Source organism: Microbacterium sp. W4I20 (assembly GCF_030816505.1).
GTDB lineage: Bacteria > Actinomycetota > Actinomycetes > Actinomycetales > Microbacteriaceae > Microbacterium.
This window is the reverse complement of the sequence record NZ_JAUSYB010000001.1, coordinates 961,963-978,330: the sequence shown is the minus strand read 5'-3', so window position 1 is coordinate 978,330 and position 16,368 is coordinate 961,963. Positions and strand designations below refer to the sequence as shown.

At 67.0% G+C, this 16,368-nt stretch carries 16 protein-coding genes; 14 read left to right on the top strand and 2 right to left on the bottom strand.

The features are described from left to right. Positions 1–22 precede the first annotated feature (22 nt). The 10 genes from QFZ21_RS04830 (at position 23) to QFZ21_RS04785 (ending at position 11,285) form a co-directional block, all read left to right on the top strand. On the top strand, positions 23–1,018 hold the full coding sequence (locus tag QFZ21_RS04830; RefSeq protein ID WP_307374961.1) for a GDP-mannose 4,6-dehydratase: 996 nt from the start codon (positions 23–25) through the stop codon (positions 1,016–1,018). Continuing rightward, on the top strand, positions 1,015–2,172 hold the full coding sequence (locus QFZ21_RS04825) for a LegC family aminotransferase (protein ID WP_307374959.1): 1,158 nt from the start codon (positions 1,015–1,017) through the stop codon (positions 2,170–2,172). The genes QFZ21_RS04830 and QFZ21_RS04825 overlap by 4 nt, the downstream gene beginning before the upstream one ends. Further along, positions 2,169–3,332 carry a UDP-N-acetylglucosamine 2-epimerase gene (neuC, locus tag QFZ21_RS04820; RefSeq protein ID WP_307374958.1) on the top strand — a complete coding sequence of 388 codons (1,164 nt, stop codon included), beginning with the start codon at positions 2,169–2,171 and terminating at the stop codon, positions 3,330–3,332. The genes QFZ21_RS04825 and neuC overlap by 4 nt, the downstream gene beginning before the upstream one ends. Next, a complete protein-coding gene (gene neuB, locus QFZ21_RS04815) occupies positions 3,329–4,444 on the top strand; it encodes an N-acetylneuraminate synthase (RefSeq protein ID WP_307374956.1) in 1,116 nt (371 codons plus the stop codon). Before neuC ends, neuB begins: the two co-directional genes overlap by 4 nt. Continuing rightward, positions 4,437–5,483: a nucleotidyltransferase family protein gene (locus tag QFZ21_RS04810; RefSeq protein ID WP_307374954.1), complete on the top strand. Its 1,047-nt coding sequence runs from the start codon at positions 4,437–4,439 to the stop codon at positions 5,481–5,483. The genes neuB and QFZ21_RS04810 overlap by 8 nt, the downstream gene beginning before the upstream one ends. Further along, positions 5,480–6,178, top strand: coding sequence for a cytidylyltransferase domain-containing protein (locus QFZ21_RS04805; protein WP_307374952.1), 699 nt, complete (start codon positions 5,480–5,482; stop codon positions 6,176–6,178). Before QFZ21_RS04810 ends, QFZ21_RS04805 begins: the two co-directional genes overlap by 4 nt. Continuing rightward, a complete protein-coding gene (locus QFZ21_RS04800; protein WP_307374950.1) occupies positions 6,175–7,614 on the top strand; it encodes a hypothetical protein in 1,440 nt (479 codons plus the stop codon). The genes QFZ21_RS04805 and QFZ21_RS04800 overlap by 4 nt, the downstream gene beginning before the upstream one ends. 91 nt (positions 7,615–7,705) lie before the next feature. Continuing rightward, entirely contained in the window at positions 7,706–8,656 is a 951-nt protein-coding gene (locus QFZ21_RS04795; protein ID WP_373425995.1) for an ABC transporter permease, read from the top strand. Beyond that, on the top strand, positions 8,653–9,390 hold the full coding sequence (locus QFZ21_RS04790) for an ABC transporter ATP-binding protein (RefSeq protein ID WP_307374946.1): 738 nt from the start codon (positions 8,653–8,655) through the stop codon (positions 9,388–9,390). The genes QFZ21_RS04795 and QFZ21_RS04790 overlap by 4 nt, the downstream gene beginning before the upstream one ends. Further along, a complete protein-coding gene (locus tag QFZ21_RS04785; protein WP_307374944.1) occupies positions 9,387–11,285 on the top strand; it encodes a DUF6541 family protein in 1,899 nt (632 codons plus the stop codon). Before QFZ21_RS04790 ends, QFZ21_RS04785 begins: the two co-directional genes overlap by 4 nt. On the opposite strand, the gene QFZ21_RS04780 is transcribed toward QFZ21_RS04785, so the two are convergent. Beyond that, on the bottom strand, positions 11,269–11,622 hold the full coding sequence (locus QFZ21_RS04780; protein ID WP_307374942.1) for a DUF2304 domain-containing protein: 354 nt from the start codon (positions 11,620–11,622) through the stop codon (positions 11,269–11,271). The genes QFZ21_RS04785 and QFZ21_RS04780 overlap by 17 nt on opposite strands. Before the next feature lie 3 nt (positions 11,623–11,625). Continuing rightward, positions 11,626–12,324, bottom strand: a complete 699-nt coding sequence (locus tag QFZ21_RS04775; RefSeq protein ID WP_307374940.1) for a glycosyltransferase family 2 protein — start codon at positions 12,322–12,324, stop codon at positions 11,626–11,628. 57 nt (positions 12,325–12,381) lie between these two features. On the opposite strand from QFZ21_RS04775, the gene QFZ21_RS04770 reads away from it, so the two are divergent. From QFZ21_RS04770 to QFZ21_RS04755, 4 genes are read left to right on the top strand one after another with little or no spacing between them, the layout of a single operon-like run. Further along, positions 12,382–13,590: a glycosyltransferase family 4 protein gene (locus QFZ21_RS04770; protein ID WP_307374938.1), complete on the top strand. Its 1,209-nt coding sequence runs from the start codon at positions 12,382–12,384 to the stop codon at positions 13,588–13,590. Between the two features lie 60 nt (positions 13,591–13,650). Next, the gene (locus tag QFZ21_RS04765) at positions 13,651–14,262 is read left to right on the top strand and encodes an acyltransferase (protein ID WP_307374936.1); all 612 of its coding nucleotides are present in this window, start codon (positions 13,651–13,653) and stop codon (positions 14,260–14,262) included. Next, positions 14,259–15,356 (top strand): DegT/DnrJ/EryC1/StrS aminotransferase family protein, encoded by a 1,098-nt coding sequence (locus QFZ21_RS04760; protein ID WP_307374934.1) that lies wholly within the window; start codon positions 14,259–14,261, stop codon positions 15,354–15,356. Before QFZ21_RS04765 ends, QFZ21_RS04760 begins: the two co-directional genes overlap by 4 nt. Beyond that, entirely contained in the window at positions 15,353–16,339 is a 987-nt protein-coding gene (locus tag QFZ21_RS04755; RefSeq protein ID WP_307381211.1) for a Gfo/Idh/MocA family protein, read from the top strand. Before QFZ21_RS04760 ends, QFZ21_RS04755 begins: the two co-directional genes overlap by 4 nt. Positions 16,340–16,368: the final 29 nt, after the last annotated feature.

The following is a 16,368-nucleotide window of genomic DNA, read 5'->3' as shown; positions in this document are numbered from 1 at the left end:
AGCGCTCGGATAGACTGGCAGCATGAAGGTACTGCTCACAGGAGCTGACGGATTCATCGGATCGCACCTCGCGGAGCAACTCGTCAGAGACGGCCATGATGTCCGGGCGCTCGTGCTCTACAACTCGTTCGACTCCCGGGGCTGGCTCGACGGCATCGATCCGGAGATCGCGTCGCAGATCGAGTTCCTCCCGGGGGATGTGCGGGATCCGGCGCTCATGATGTCGGCAGTACGGGACCGTGACGCCGTCCTGCACCTTGCTGCGCTGATCGCGATCCCGTATTCCTACGCGGCTCCCGACCTGTATGTCCAGACGAACATCCAGGGCACGCTGAATCTCCTGAACGCTGCTCGCGCGGCGGACATCAGCCGCTTCATCCACACCTCGACGAGCGAGGTGTACGGCACGGCCCGCTATGTCCCGATGGACGAGGGGCACCCCCTGCAGGGGCAGTCCCCGTACTCCGCTTCGAAGATCGCCGCTGATCAGATGGTGAACTCGTACCACGCATCCTTCGGCCTCCCGACAGTGACGATCCGGCCCTTCAACACCTTCGGTCCCCGCCAGTCCGCGCGCGCGGTCATTCCGACGATCATCAGTCAACTCGCCGCGGGGAAGCGCGAGATCCAGCTCGGCGCCATCACGCCTTCGCGCGACTTCACGTACGTTCCCGACACCGTCTCCGGGTTCACGACGGCGCTCACGAGCACCGCGGGCGTCGGCGAGGTCATCAACCTCGGTGCCGGCTTCGAGGTGTCGATCGGCCAGACCTTCGACCTGATCGCCGAGGTGATGGGCGTCGATGCGACCGCGACCGAGGACCCGTCCCGCCTGCGGCCGGCCAGCTCCGAGGTCGAGCGGTTGTTCTCCGACAACACGAAGGCCCGTGAGATCCTCGGCTGGAGCCCGCGCCATGAAGGCATCGAAGGTTTCCGCGAGGGGCTCCGCGCCACGGCGGAGTGGTTCACAGACCCGGCGAACCTCGCCCGGTACCGCACCGACGCGTACGTCGTATGAGCAGCGCCGAGGCATTCGTCCGGACCATCCGTGACGTGGTCGGTGACGAGCCCTTCGTCGGGCTGCACATCCCCGACATTGCGGAGGCCGAGAAGCACCGCGTGAGGGAATGTCTCGACTCCACCTTCGTGTCGAGCGTCGGGAGCTTCGTCGGAGAGTTCGAGAAGGGCATCGCCGCCTTCACCGGCGCGGCATACGGCATCGCCGTGTCGAACGGGACGTCGGCGCTACAGGTCGCACTGGAGCTCGCCGGAGTCGCCCCCGGGGATGATGTCATCGTCCCCGCACTGTCGTTCATCGCGACGGCGAACGCCGTCTCTCACGCGAGGGCGCAACCGTATTTCGTCGACAGCGATGAAGAGACCCTCGGACTGTCGGTGGATGCGGTCGGCCAGGTGTTGCGAGCGGCGCGACCGACCCCGGAGGGGCTCATCAACGCCGCAACAGGTCGCCGTATCGGCGCGGTCGTGCCGATGCACACCCTGGGACACCCGATGCGCATCGTCGAACTCCTGCAACTCGCGGACGCGTTCGGGGTTCCCGTGGTCGAAGACGCCGCCGAATCGCTGGGAAGCCGGGTCGGCGCACAGCACACCGGGACGTTCGGGGCGCTCGGCATCCTCAGCTTCAACGGCAACAAGATCCTCACCACGGGCGGCGGGGGAATGATCCTGACCGATGACGAGGAGCTCGCCCTGCGCGCGCGCCACCTCACGACGACGGCCAAGCTGGCGCACCGCTGGGAGTTCGAGCACGATGAGGTCGCGTACAACTTCCGGATGCCCAACCTCAATGCCGCGCTGGGGGTGGCACAGCTCGAACGGCTACCCGATTTCCTCGCCGCGAAGCGCCGTCTCGCGGACCGCTATCGAGATGCTTTCGCCGACGTCGCCGACGTGACGTTCCTCGCTGAGCCCGGCGGGACGGAGAGTAACTACTGGCTCTGCGCGGTCCGCGCAGCCGGCGGACTGGATCGCCGCGACGAGCTGCTTGAGGCGACGAACGATGCGGGCCTGCAGTGCCGCCCGTTCTGGAATCTGCTGCATCTGCAGGCCCCGTATCGGCACCTTCCGCACGCTCCGACGCCGGTCGCGGAAGCGCTGCACTCGAGCGTGGTCTGCATCCCCAGCTCGCCGGCATTGGCGGCGGTATGAGGAGGGTCGCGGTTCTCACCGGTACCCGCGCCGACTATGGTCTGCTCCGGGGGCTGCTGCGCGAGATCGATGCGGACCCGGAGCTCGACCTCCGCATCATCGTGACGGGCACGCATCTGATTGATGCGTTCGGGCGCACCGAGACCGAGATCGTGGCGGACGGTCTGCCGATCGCCGCTTCCGTTCCGATCTGGTCGGAGGCGGACACCCGGAGTGCGGTGGCCGCCGACGTGGGGAGGGCTCTTCCGCGCTATGCCGAGGCTCTGATCGAGCTCGAACCGGATGTCCTCGTCGTCCTCGGCGACCGGCTCGAGGCATTCGCTGCCGCGGCGGCCGCTACGATCCTCTCCATCCCGATCGCCCACATCCACGGCGGAGAACTCACCGAAGGGGCCATGGACGATGCGCTGCGTCACTCCCTGACAAAGATGGCCTATCTGCATTTCACCTCTACCGAGGACCACCGGCGCCGGGTGATCCAACTCGGCGAGGAACCGGGGCGTGTGCACTTCCACGGTGCGCCGATCGTCGACGCGCTGAATGCGCTCGAGCTGCTCCCGCGCGAGCAGGTCGCTGCAAGATTCGGCATCCGACTTCCGAAGCAGACGGCTCTCGTGACGTTCCACCCCGCGGTCATGGACGTCGAGTCTCCCGAGGTGCTTCTCGACGAGCTCCTAGCGGGGCTCCTCGACGTCGACGGCCTGCATATCGTCATCACCGGATCGAACTCAGACATCGGCACTGCGGATGTCCGTCGCCGGATCGGGGAGTTCGTGGCCGCGCACCCCGAGCGGGTGGACTTCGTCGAATCCTTCGGCCAGGTCGCCTATCTGAGCGTGATGGCGGCCGCGGCGGTCGTCGCCGGGAACTCTTCCAGCACGGTGCTGGAGGCGCCGGTTCTCGGCATTCCGTCCGTTCTGATCGGCGACCGGCAGAAGGGGCGGCCGGTCTCCGCGAGCGTCGCCTCGCCGTCGCCGGACCGCGGCGCCATCGCTGATGCCGTGCGCGTTGCGATCAGCAGCCCGGCGAGCGTCGAGGGCACGGCGATCTTCGGCGGGCCGGGTTTCGCAGCGCTCACCACACAGACTCTGCGCGATTCCGCCATCCCGCGACCGCCCCGGAAAAGATTCCACGACCTCGAGGAGAAGCCGCACTCATGACCGATGGTGTCTTCGTCATCGCCGAAGCCGGCGTGAATCACAACGGCTCCCTTGCCACCGCCAAAGAGCTGATCGACCTCGCCGCCTCCGCCGGCGCGGACGCGGTCAAGTTCCAGACCTTCTCGGCCGACAATCTCGCCCTGGATACTGCGGCGCTCGCCGACTATCAGCGGACTTCGGAGGACGACAGCCGCTCCCAGCACGACCTGCTGCGTCAGCTCGAACTGAGCCGGGAGGAGTTCCGCGAGCTTCGCGAGCGCTGCGACGCACAAGGCATCCAGTTCCTCTCCACCGCGTTCGATGTCGCGGGTCTCGACTTCCTCGTCGCCGAACTGGGGATTCCGATGGTCAAGATCGCCTCGGGCGACCTCACGTTCGTGCCCCTGCTGGTCGCGGCGGGGCGCACCGGACTGCCCGTGATCCTCTCCACCGGGATGGCAGAAATGCCCGAGATCGAGCGTGCGCTGCGCTTCATCGCCGCTGGTCTGGCGCAGGCGAACGGGATTCTGGACACTTCTTCTCGTATCACCGAGGAGGTCCTGGACCAGGCGTGGAGCCGACGCGATGCTCGTCTCGAGTTCTCCCAGCACGTCACGATCTTGCACTGCACGACCGAATACCCAGCCGCCGACGCGCATCTGAATCTCCAAGCAATGCAGACGATCGCTTCGACCTTCGGTCATCGTGTCGGCTACTCGGACCACTCCCTCGGCTCGCTCGCTTCGGTCCTCGCGGTGGGCCTCGGCGCGGTGGTGGTCGAGAAGCACTTCACCTTCGATGTGAAGGCTGAGGGCCCGGATCACGCCGCTTCCCTCGATCCCGACGGTCTGCGCGCCTACGTGGCCGACCTCCGACGAGTACCGGTCATGCTGGGGTCGGCTGAGAAGCGGTGCCAGCCCGTCGAGGAGGGCAACCGTGCCGTCGTCCGGCGCAGCCTGGTGGCGGCGAGGGAGATCGCTGAGGGCGACATCGTGACGGAGGCAGCCGTGGCGTGCTTCCGTCCCGCGTCGGGTCGGACGACCTTCGATTACTGGGACGTGGTCGGCGCACCGGCGACGCGTTCCTACCGACGGGGAGAACTCATCGACAAGAGGACAGGCGGACATGATTGACAGGCAGGTGCTCGTCATCGGCCCGGATACGAGCATCCGAACGGCCCTCATGCAGCTCGATCGGGGCGGACTCCAGGTGGTCTTCGTGGAGGATGCCGCAGGACGCCTCGTAGGCGCAGTGAGCGACGGTGACATCCGCCGGGGCCTCCTCTCCGGATCCGCGCTCGAGGACAGCGTCGGAGGCATCATGAATCGCGAGCCTGCCACGGTCTCTCTGACGGCCAGCCAGGAGCACGTCGATGCGCTCAAGTCGCGTCGCGGCATCCGAGTGGTGGCCGTGGTAGACGGCGAAGGGCGGATGATCGACGTCGTGGGAGAGCAAGGGCGCATCGCGACTCCGCTCGAGACCCCCGTCGTGCTGATGGCGGGCGGGCGAGGTCAGCGCCTGTACCCGATCACGAAGGACATCCCGAAGCCGCTCGTGCCGCTCGGCGATGTGCCGATGATCGACATCATCCTGGGACGCCTGCACGATCAAGGGTTCCGTCGGGTCCACGTCTCAGTGAATCACCTCGGTCACCTCATCGAGGAGCACCTCGGCGAGGGTACGGCGCTGGATCTCGAGATCACCTACCTCCATGAGCCCGCGCCGTTGGGCACTGCCGGAGCGCTGGCCCAGCTGCGAGACGCGATCGAGGTGCCGTTCGTCGTGATGAACTCCGACCTCCTCACGCAGGTCGACCTCCGCCGGATGCTCACCTTCCACGAGGGCACGGGGGCGGCAGCGACGATCGGCGCTCGCGAGTACGGGTTCGAGATACCCTTCGGAGTCATCAGGCGAGAAGGCGATGACGTGATCGCGCTCGCCGAGAAGCCGTATCACAGCGAGCTCGTCAGCGCGGGCATCTACGTGCTCGAGCCCGTAGCACTCGAGACGCTCGCGGCCGACGAGTACTGCGACATGCCGACGCTGCTCGGCCGGCTCATGGATGACGGTCGGCGTGTCGGAGCATTCGAGATCCACGAGGAGTGGATCGACGTGGGCCGCCCGGAGGACCTCGAGCGCGCCCGTCAGGCGTGGGAACGGAGACGACGATGAGGATCTGCACGATCACGGTCCGCGCGGGGTCGAAGGGGGTCCCGGGGAAGAACCTCCGCATCGTGGCCGGACGTCCGCTCTTCGGGCACTCGGTCGCTCAGGCCGTAGCCACGGGCCTGTTCGACGAGATCGTGGTGTCCAGCGACTCCGAGGAGATTCTCGATCTCGCACCGAGCTTCGGCGCGACGGGTGTCGTCCGCAGGCCGCCCGAGATGGCGACGGACACCGCCGGCAAGGTTTCCGCGATCGCACATGCGGTCCGCTCGACGGAAAAGCGCACCGGCAGCCGGTACGACGTGTGCGTGGATCTCGACGCCACGAGCCCTCTCCGCACCGTCGATGACATCCGCGCGGCGGTCGCGATGTTCGAGGCCGCCGATGTCGAGTCGCTCATCACCGGAGCAGAAGCTCGCCGCAACCCCTACTTCAACCTCGTCGAGGAGCATTCCGACGGCACGGTCGGAGTAAGCAAGAAGCCCGACGACGCCGTTCTCCGGCGTCAGGACGCGCCTCGCTGCTTCGATATGAACGGATCCATCTACGTCTGGCGTCGCGAGTCGCTTCTTGATGATCAGGTCGTCTTCTTCCCCTCCACGATCCTCTATGAGATGCCGTCGGACCGCTCGATCGACGTCGACAGCGAGTTCGACTTCCGCATCGTCGAGTGGCTCATGGCGCAGCGAGTCGATCTGTGAGCAGCTCTTCGCTCCGCACGACGGCGGCTACTCAGAAAATCCTTGATCTGGAGGACGCTGCTCCACGGGAACTGTTCGAGGCGCTTCCGGGAGCGACCGTGCCGTTCTGGGCGCAGGTGCGGATGCAATTGGGCTGGATGCTCTCCGAGGAGAGCACCGGCAGCGTCGCGGTGGCCAGCGACAACTGGACCCGACGAGGAGAACTGACGCGGCTGGCGAAAGCCTTCTTGCCGAATCGCTGGGACGCAGTCCAGCGCGCGCGCCGACACGACGTGATCTTCTACGTGGGTGGCGGAACCCTGGCACCCCGCGGTGGACGCGCCCGGAACTGGCTCGTCGAGTCTTTCGCGGAGTCGACCGACGATGCGCTCGTGATCCAACGACGCCCGCTGCCGACCGCGATGGGCGTTCCCTCGTTCTCGCCGACGCTCAGCATGGAGGGTGCCACCGCGCGGGCGCGGCTGTGGGCTCGCAGGTACGTGCCTCCGGTCGAGACCGTCCAGACCGTCGACCGCCTCCTCGCGTTCTTCGCGGAAGAGCTCGGGCTGCAGCCCGCGCAGCTCGTGCCGCTCCGCGCTCGCGTGCTTCGAACCGAGGCGCACCGCCCTCACGAGCTCGCCTCCCTGCGTCGCGTGGTGCGTCGCGTGCGGCCCCGGTTGGTGATCATGGACACTGCCTCCTACACGTACAACGGCGAGGCGGTCGGCGTGTTCAAGGATGCAGGCGCCTACGTCGTCGAACCGCAGCACGGTTGGATCGGCCCCTCCCACGCCGCTTACAACTACGGCCGCGCGTTCGAGGACGCCTCGCTCCGGCGCGCACTTCCGGACGAACTTCTGACGTTCGGCGAGTTCTGGTCCGAAGGCCTGCGCCTGCCGGCGAAGACGACGGCCATCGGGAAGCCTCACCTGGAAGAGGTGGCCCGATCGGCTCCCTCGGTCCGACGTCGTCAGCTCCTCGTGATCTCCTCCCGCGCCGACCCCGAAGAGACGGACCGGTTCGTGACGGAGCTTCGCGGGGCTCTGCATGAGGCGTGGAGCGTGGTCTTCCGCCCGCATCCCGCGGAGTCCGCAGCAGTCGCGGAGCGGTATCCGGCGATCGCCGCACACTCCGGCATCGCCATCGACCGGAATCCGGACGTATACGACTCGCTCGCTGAAACGCGAGCCGTGGTCGGCGTCGCGAGCACGGTCCTCTTCGAAGCCGCTGCCTTCGGATGCGAGGTGATCGCGCGCGAGAACTCCTTCGCCTCCACCATCGTCGGCGATGCGTTCGGGACGCGCGTCCGCACGGCCGTCGAGGCAGCGGGGCGGATTCACGCGCTCGCCGACGGGGGAGTTGTCGTCGGGGAGCCCGATCCGGCGCTATGGGCGCCGGATTCGGTCGCCGGCTACCGCCGATGGCTCGGCGAGCTTCTCCCGCGGCTCGGACCGTGACGACGGCGGACGAGCGTGGTCATTACCCGAGCCTTCAGGTCGGGTGTCGTAAACTGAGCATCACCGAGGCGGCCCCCGTCGCCGTCGCCGAATGAGTGGGCCTGTGACTGTAACCCGAGATCTTTTCGCCGCCGTCCCGCGTTCCGACTTCGACACCCCGGGAAAGAGCCGGGGCCTGATCGATATCGTGCGCTGGCGCTATCTGCTGAACCTGCTGGTGCGCACCGGCGTCACGACGCGCTACCGCAACTCGGTGCTCGGTTGGACCTGGTCGTATGTCCGACCCGCCGCGCAATTCCTCGTCTTCTGGGTGGTCCTCGGGATCTTCATGGACCTCGACCGAGGCCTTCCCAACTATGCGGTGTACCTGTTCTCCGGCATCGTCATGATCAATCTCTTCTCCGAGGGGTTCAAGAACGCGACATCGTCGATCGTCGGGAACGCCCCGCTGGTGCGCAAGGTGTTCCTCCCGCGCCAGCTCTTCGCCGTGTCAGCTGTGATCGTCGCGTTCGTCCACTTCCTTCCCCAGGTCGGACTACTGCTCATCGTCTGCCTGCTGATGGGGTGGATCGCGCACGTCTCGATCCTGTCGGTGCTGGCGATTCTCGCGGGCATGATCATCGTGATGGTCTTCAGCCTCGGGCTCGGGCTCTTCTTCGGCGCGGTCAACGTGCGCTTCCGCGACGCCGAGAACATCGTCGAGCTGCTTCTTCTCCTCGCGACGTGGGCGTCGCCCGTCCTCTACGCCTGGACTCAGGTGCAGGACGCGATCGTCGACCGCCTCGGCTGGCCGCAGTGGATCGTCGAGCTCTACATGCTCAACCCGATCACTCAGGGAGTGGAGCTCTTCCACTATGCGTTCTGGCGCCCCGCCACCGAGGGCATGGTCTCCGCGTCCGGCTATGTCGGAGAGGCGATGATCGCCGTCCCGCCCGGCCTTGCATGGAACACACTCTGGACGTTCCTGATCGCGGTCGCCACGCTGCTGTTCGGTCAGTTCGTCTTCCGACGTCTCGAGGGAAGGTTCGCGCAAGACCTATGAGCGAGCAGACGGCCATCAAACCGAGCATCATCATCGACGGGGTGCGCAAGCGCTTCACCCTCAATCACGCGTTCTCCCTCAAGGACACGGTCGTGTCCTGGATCAAGCGACGCAAGCTCACGAGCCAGTTCGAAGCGCTCAAGGGCGTGGACGTCGTGATCGGCGAGGGGGAGTCGGTCGCGATCCTCGGCTTCAACGGGTCGGGGAAGTCGACCCTGCTCAAGCTCATCTCGGGTGTCATGGAGCCGGACGACGGTCAGGTCTTGACCCGCGGCCGCGTCGCAGGACTCATCGAGGTGGGTGCGGGTTTCCACCCGGAGCTCTCCGGGCGCGAGAACGTGTTCCTCAACGCGGCGATCCTGGGCATGAAGAGGCACGAGATCGAGGCGCGCTACGACGAGATCGTGGCATTCAGCGAGATCGAGCAGTTCATCGACCAGGAGGTCAAGCACTACTCCTCTGGGATGTTCATGCGGCTGGCTTTCTCCGTCGCGATCCACGTCGAGCTCGACGTGCTGCTCGTCGACGAGATCCTCTCGGTGGGCGACGCGCCGTTCCGGGAGAAGTGCCGCCTGAAGTTCGAGGAACTCATCGCCGAGGGCAAGACCCTCGTGGTTGTCAGCCATGACATGGAGATGGTGCGGGAGCTGTGCAACCGCGGCATCGTGATCAACAAGGGCCAGGTCGTCTACGACGGTGAGGTCGAGGGCGCCATCGCCCTGGTGGACGCGTGATCGACTGGATCGGACAGGTGCCGGCGCTCGCCGCCACTCTCGCGATCCTGGTCGTCCCCGGCCTGCCCGTCGGACTGGCGCTGCGTGGAGTCCGCGGTGTCGTGCGGGTCGCTGCGGCGGTCGGTGTCTCCCTCAGCGTGCTCGGCGCGGCGACCCTGGTGGCGCCGCTGCTGGGAATGCGCTGGAGTCTGCTGCCCGTCGTCGTCGTCGCGGTCGCGGTCTGGATCATCGCGGGAGCATTGCACCTGCTCGGCCGGCGTGCCGTCGTCCCGCCGCCGGCCGCGATCGGTCAGCGCTCCGGCGTGTGGATCGGTGTGGCGGCGGCATTCGTCGCGTGGGTCGTCATCGTCGCGTTCGGGATCGGCGACCCGGACAACCCCACGCAGCTGTACGACGGGCTCTTCCATCTGAATGCGGTCGAGTTCATCACAGCCACCGGAAACGCCTCACCACTGCACATGACGATGGTGGTGCCCCAGACCGACACCTCGTTCTATCCGACTCTCTGGCACGCGATCGTCGCTCTCCTGGTGCCGGTCGCGGGAAGCATCGTGGCGGCGACCAACGTCACGACCGTGGTGGTCATCGCGGTCGTGTGGTCCCTCGGTCTCGCGGCGCTCACTGCGGTGGTCTTCCCCAGCAGGCCGTCTGCCGCAGCCTGGGCTCCCGTGGTGGGTCTCGGATTCAGCGTCTTCCCGCTTGGATTCCTGAACTGGGGTGTGCTCTACCCCAACCTGCTGGGAACAGCCCTCATCCCGATCCTCCTCGCCGCCGTCGTGATCGCGTTCGAGGCGGGACTCCGCTGGTCGGAACGGACGCTGCGCATCCTCGTCGCGGTCGCCGCTGCCGGCGCCGTGGCGCTCGCCCATCCGTCGGCCCTGCTGGGGGCGATCGCCTTGCTCGTCCCGTATCTGATCTGGCGCGCGTGGCTCACGGCGCGTGCCGGCGGAGTCGCCACCCGTGTGGTGATGGCCATCGCCGTCGTGGTCGGGCTGGCAGCGCTCGGAGCCGTCTGGATCGCGGCGAACGTCACCACCAATGAATGGCGACCGACGGCGTCCATGGCGCAAGCTGTGGGCGAGGTCGCCTTCCTCAGCCCTGTCGGCCGCGCGGCGGGCCTGCTCCTCGGCCCCCTCGCCGGCATCGGAATCTGGCGGCTGGTGAAGGATCGGACCTGGTGGATCCTCGCCTCCTACGCCGTGAGCATCTTCTTCTTCCTGATGGCGGCGTGGTTTCCGCTCTTGTCGGTACGCAGTGCGTTCGTCGGCATCTGGTACGACGACACGACGCGTGTCGGCGCGCTGATCGCGATCTGGGGGCTCCCTCTCGCGGCGCTCGGGGCCGCGGTGGTGATGGACTGGCTTCGTCGTCGGTGGACGGCGGGTCATCGCCGTGCAGTGATCGCGATGGTGGCAGTGCTGGCCGTCGCCGGCGCGACCCATCTGCTGGCGCTGCGCAACGACCTGGGCTACATGCGCGGCGTGAGCTTCCAGTTCGGAGAGGCGTCTCAGGGATTGTCGCCCGATGAAGCGGCACTCTTCGAGAAGATCGACGAGGAGCTGCCGGACGACAGCCTCGTCATCGGCGACCCGCTCACCGGCGCAGGGCTTCTGTACTCCTACACCGGCCACGCGGTGGTGTTCCCCCACGTGACCGGACGATACGGAAGTGATGCCTCGACACTCGCGCGGTACCTGGCCGACGGCAGCGCCAGCGTGTGCGATGCCATTGAACGACTCGGCGTGACTCATGCACTCGACTTCGGCGAGACCGTGCTGTTCAAGAACCACTACACGACCTACGACGGCCTGCACGATCTCGCGCGGTCACCGATCCTGACCGAGGAGGACCGCGTCGGAGATGCCGTCCTCTACCGGGTCACCGGTTGTGAGTAGAGTCCTTCTCGTTCTCGGACGCCTCGAGTAGGGCGATCTTCCGGGCGAGGAGAGTCAGCTGGCGCTGCAGAGCGATGTTGCGGCGGTACTGCGAGTACACGAAAGCCAGGAACATCAGGATGAGGGCGTAGAGCACCAGGTCGGTGCCACGGCCGACGCCCACGAGGCCTGCGAGCCAGGTCAGCCATTGCGGGAACAGCACCGAGAGTACGGCGGCCACGACGAACAGGCCCATGAGCAGCCGCCTGATGGCGAGGTGGCTGTCCGCGCCGGTTCGGCGCATCATGAAGACCGCGAGCACCACGATGGCGGCGATCAGGACGATCTGAATCCACATGGGTTACCTCACCACCAGGTCGACGAGGATGTTGACGGAGTTGAGCACGCTCTGGCCCTTCGCCTTCGAATAGTCCGTGTACAGGAGTTCCACCGGGTACTCCTTCCAGGGGAGGCGGGTGCGGCCGAGCTCGAGCACGATCTCGGTCGCGTGCGCCATCCGATCCTGGCGGAGGTCGATCGCTTCGGCGGCGTCGCGCCGGATCACGCGCAGGCCGTTGTGCGCGTCGGTGAGCTTGAGACTGGTGGTGAGGTTGGTCACCCAGACCGCTGTCTTCAGGATGACCTTCTTGATCCACCCGGGGTTCGTACGATCGTCGAGGAACCGCGATCCGAACACGATCGCCACATCATCGCGACGAGCGAGCTCCAGCATCCCGATCGCGTCTTCCAGGCGGTGCTGACCGTCGGCGTCGAACGTGACGATGTACTCGCATTTGGGGTGCGAAAGCGCGAATGCGAATCCGGTCTGCAGAGCTGCGCCCTGACCGAGGTTGACCGGATGCTGCACCAGATGCGCACCGGCATCCATCGCTTCACGGGCGGAGCGGTCGGAGGAGCCGTCGTCGACGCACACGATGTGTGCGAAGTACGGCTTCAGGCTCTCCACGACGCCGCCGATGACACTCGCCTCGTTGTAGAGGGGGATGACGACCCAGGCGCTCTGGTCGGGCGAGGAAGGCGCAGGGACGCTCGAGGACATGGTTCTATTGTGTCAGGTGTCGGTTCGGACGCCGGTCAATCGAGCTGCAGGGGCAGGATGCCGACGAAAAGACGCGCGAATCGGGTCACGATCATCTCCCGGATCTACGCGCCCGAGCCGTCCGCCGCCTCCTTGCGTCTGCAGGCCCTGGCGGACGAGCTGGTGCGGAGAGAACAGGACGTCCGCGTCCTCACGAGCCGGCCGCCCCGCGGTATCCGGCACGACGCGGGGACAGCCGAGACCGTCGCACGCTGGCCGGTGCTGAGAGATCGAGCAGGGTACGTGCGCGGCTACCTCCAGTACATGAGCTTCGACATCCCCCTCTTCTTCCGCATGATCTTCGGACGACGAGCCGACGTCTACGTCGTCGAGCCGCCTCCCACGACCGGCACCGTCGCGCGGGTCGCCACCTGGCTGATCCGTCGCCCATACGTCTACTACGCGGCGGACATCTGGTCCGATGCGGCGCAGATGACGGGGGCCGCCGGCTGGGTGATCGGCGTGGTCCGACGTCTCGAACGTTTCGCTCTGCTCGGCGCGGCAACCGATCTCGTCGTGTCCGACGGAGTCATCTCACGGATCCGGACGATGGCACCCGGGGCGAGGATGAGCCCGGTCGGGCACGGCGTCGATACCGACCTCTTCGCTCCGGACGGCCCGCGTATCGACGATGCCCCCGACATCGTCTATGCCGGCACCATGAGCGAATGGCACGGTGCGCGCGTGGCGGTGGACGCGCTCGCGATCCTCCTGCGCTCGGTTCCGTCGGTGAAGGCGGTCTTCATCGGACAGGGGTCCGATCGCGATGCCCTCGAAGCGTCGGCGGTGGCACAAGGCATCGCCGACAGGGTGACGTTCCTCCCGCCGATGCCGCCCGAGCAGGCCGCGGCGTGGATCCGGTCCGCGCGGGTGGCGCTCGCGACCCTCCAGCCGGGGAAGGGGTACGACTTCGCTGTGCCCACGAAGCTGTACGCGGCTCTGGCCGTCGGAACGCCGGTCGCGTACTGCGGCCCGGAACCGCTGCGCACGACGATCGTCGAGGAGCAGCTGGGCGCCTCCGCCGAGTTCGATGCCGAGGCTTATGCCGCAGCGATCGCAGGGGTTCTCGCCGAGACCGACGGCCGCCCGGATCCGCACCTCGTGGACTGGGCGCATCGGAACGTATCGGCCCGGTCAGTGGCAGCTCGCGCCGCAGACGCGGTGCTCGCGACGGTGGCATCGCGGCGCGGCGCGCGGCGGGGGGCTGGACGGGCATCCAGCCACTGAACGATAGAATTGCACACCGTCGAGTCATCGCATGAGCGATGTCGACAGGAGGAGAGCTCTGTGACCCAGCCCACCAGCGTGCGGATCGTCGATTCCGCCGACGTTTCCCCCGATGCGATCATCGGCGCCGGCTCCTCCATCTGGCATCTCGCGCAGGTGCGCGAGAGTGCGCAGCTCGGCGAGAACTGCATCGTCGGTCGTGGTGCCTACATCGGTACCGGAGTGATCATGGGTGACAACTGCAAGGTTCAGAACTACGCGCTGGTCTATGAGCCGGCGAAGCTGGGCGACGGCGTGTTCATCGGACCCGCCGTCGTGCTGACCAACGACACGTATCCGCGCGCGATCAATGCCGACGGCTCGATCAAGAGCGCTCATGACTGGGAGCCCGTCGGTGTGACCATCGAGCGTGGAGCTGCCATCGGCGCGCGTGCCACCTGTGTGGCGCCGGTCACGATCGGCGAGTGGGCCACCGTCGCCGCCGGTGCCGTGGTCGTCAAGGACGTTCCGGCGTACGCGCTCGTCGCCGGTGTCCCCGCGCGCCGGATCGGATGGGTCGGCGAGTCGGGTGTGCCGCTCGTCGCCGACGGAGATGACAGGACCTGGGTGTGCCCCTCGACGGGTGCACGATTTATCGAGACTGATGGAACACTGAGCAAGGAGACCGTGTGAGCGAGTTCATTCCCCCCGCCAAGCCGATCATCGGCGACGAAGAGCGTGAAGCAGTCGACCGGGTTCTGCGCAGCGGCATGGTCGCCCAAGGCCCCGAGGTCGCCGCATTCGAGAAGGAGTTCTCGGAGCACTTCGTTCCCGGACGCCCCTCCGTCGCCGTGAACTCCGGAACCGCAGGCCTCCACCTCGGGCTTCTCGCAGCCGGCGTCGGCGCCGGCGACGAGGTCATCGTGCCGTCGTTCACCTTCGCGGCGACCGGCAACTCCGTCGCGTTGACCGGCGGAACGCCGGTATTCGTCGACATCGAGCCGGACACCTTCACGCTCGACCCCGAGGCCGTCGCCGCGGCGATCACTCCCCGGACCAAGGGCATCCTGCCCGTCCACCTGTACGGGCACCCGGCGCGCATGCGTGAGCTGGAGGCCATCGCCTCCGAGCACGGCGTCGCCCTGTACGAGGATGCCGCGCAGGCTCATGGAGCCGCGCTGGACGGACGTCCGGTGGGATCCTTCGGCGACTTCGCCATGTTCAGCCTCTACCCGACCAAGAACATGACCAGCGGCGAGGGCGGCATGGTCACGACCGCGACGGACGAGATCGCGCGCCAGGTCAAGCTGCTCCGCAACCAGGGCATGGAGCGTCAGTACGAGAACGAGGTCATCGGCTTCAACGCCCGGATGACCGATATCCACGCCGCCATCGGCCGCGTTCAGCTCACGAAGGTCGACGCCTGGACGAAGACGCGGCAGTCGAACGCCGCGTTCCTCGACGCGAACCTCGAGGGTGTCATCGTGCCTCCGGTCGCCGATGGAGCGGTCCACGTCTATCACCAGTACACGGTCCGCGTCCCCGAGGATCGCGACGGCTTCGTCGCAGCCCTGAAGAACGAGTACAACGTCGGCGCCGGCGTGTACTACCCGATTCCGAACCACCGTCTCCCTTCGCTGACTCACTTCGCGCCGGGCCTCGATCTCCCGGAGACCGAGCGGGCCGCTCGCGAGGTCGCCTCGCTGCCGGTGCATCCCTCACTCAGCCAGGACGACCTCGAGCGCATCGTCGCTGCCGTCAACGCCGTCGCCAAGGCAGGCGCCTGATGACGTTGCGGGCCGGGCTCCTCGGCGTCGGGATGATGGGACGCCATCACGCACGGGTGCTGCGAGAGATCTCCGGCGTCGACCTCGTCGCGATCGCCGATCCCGGTGGAGACCCGCACGGTGTCGCCGGTGACTTGCGGATCCTTCCCGACATCGATGCCCTGATCGGCGCGGGCATCGACATCGCCGTCGTCGCGGTGCCGACGCGGTTCCATGAGGATGCGGCGCTGAAGCTCGCGGCCGCGGGCGTGCATACCCTCGTCGAGAAGCCCATCGCGCACACCGTCGAAGCGGGCCAGCGCATGGTCGACGCCTTCGCCGCGGCAGGGCTCGTGGGCGCGGTCGGGCATATCGAACGCTTCAACCCCGCGGTGCAGGAGCTGCGCCGCCGGATCGAGGCCGACGAGCTCGGCGCTGTGTACCAGGTCGTGACACGTCGTCAGGGACCCTTCCCGTCGCGCATCGCCGACGTCGGCGTCGCGAAGGATCTGGCGTCGCACGACGTCGACCTCACCGCCTGGGTCGTGCAGAGCGATTACGAGCGCGTGTTCGCGCAGACCGCATTCAAGAGCGGCCGGGAGCACGAGGACATGATCACCATCACAGGACGCACGGAGTCCGGCGTCATCGTGAACAACATCGTGAACTGGCTCAGCCCGATGAAAGAGAGGGTCACCGTCGTCACGGGGGAGAAGGGCGCGTTCGTCGCCGACACCTCCACCGGCGACCTCACGTTCTATGCAAACGGCACGATCCCCCTGGAGTGGGAATCCGTGTCGTCGTTCCGCGGGGTCTCCGAGGGAGACGTCACGCGCTACGCGTTCGCCAAGCGCGAGCCGCTGCGCGTCGAGCATGAGGCCTTCCGCGATGCTGTGCTCGGGCAGGAAACAGACGTCGTCACCATGGAACAGGGCCAGCGGACTCTCGTCGTCGTCGAGGCTGCACTGGAATCGGCTCTGGTCGGCAATTCGGTCACCCTGTGACCTGTCAGCGCGTCGTGGAGCCGGTGAAG

Bases quoted from the DNA above. Each gene is read 5' to 3' on its own strand.
- QFZ21_RS04830 (WP_307374961.1), top strand. From the start codon at position 23: ATGAAGGTACTGCTCACAGGAGCTGACGGATTCATCGGATCGCACCTC.
- QFZ21_RS04825 (WP_307374959.1), top strand. From the start codon at position 1,015: ATGAGCAGCGCCGAGGCATTCGTCCGGACCATCCGTGACGTGGTCGGT.
- neuC (WP_307374958.1), top strand. From the start codon at position 2,169: ATGAGGAGGGTCGCGGTTCTCACCGGTACCCGCGCCGACTATGGTCTG.
- neuB (WP_307374956.1), top strand. From the start codon at position 3,329: ATGACCGATGGTGTCTTCGTCATCGCCGAAGCCGGCGTGAATCACAAC.
- QFZ21_RS04810 (WP_307374954.1), top strand. From the start codon at position 4,437: ATGATTGACAGGCAGGTGCTCGTCATCGGCCCGGATACGAGCATCCGA.
- QFZ21_RS04805 (WP_307374952.1), top strand. From the start codon at position 5,480: ATGAGGATCTGCACGATCACGGTCCGCGCGGGGTCGAAGGGGGTCCCG.
- QFZ21_RS04795 (WP_373425995.1), top strand. From the start codon at position 7,706: ATGAGTGGGCCTGTGACTGTAACCCGAGATCTTTTCGCCGCCGTCCCG.
- QFZ21_RS04790 (WP_307374946.1), top strand. From the start codon at position 8,653: ATGAGCGAGCAGACGGCCATCAAACCGAGCATCATCATCGACGGGGTG.
- QFZ21_RS04780 (WP_307374942.1), bottom strand. From the start codon at position 11,622: ATGTGGATTCAGATCGTCCTGATCGCCGCCATCGTGGTGCTCGCGGTC.
- QFZ21_RS04775 (WP_307374940.1), bottom strand. From the start codon at position 12,324: ATGTCCTCGAGCGTCCCTGCGCCTTCCTCGCCCGACCAGAGCGCCTGG.
- QFZ21_RS04770 (WP_307374938.1), top strand. From the start codon at position 12,382: ATGCCGACGAAAAGACGCGCGAATCGGGTCACGATCATCTCCCGGATC.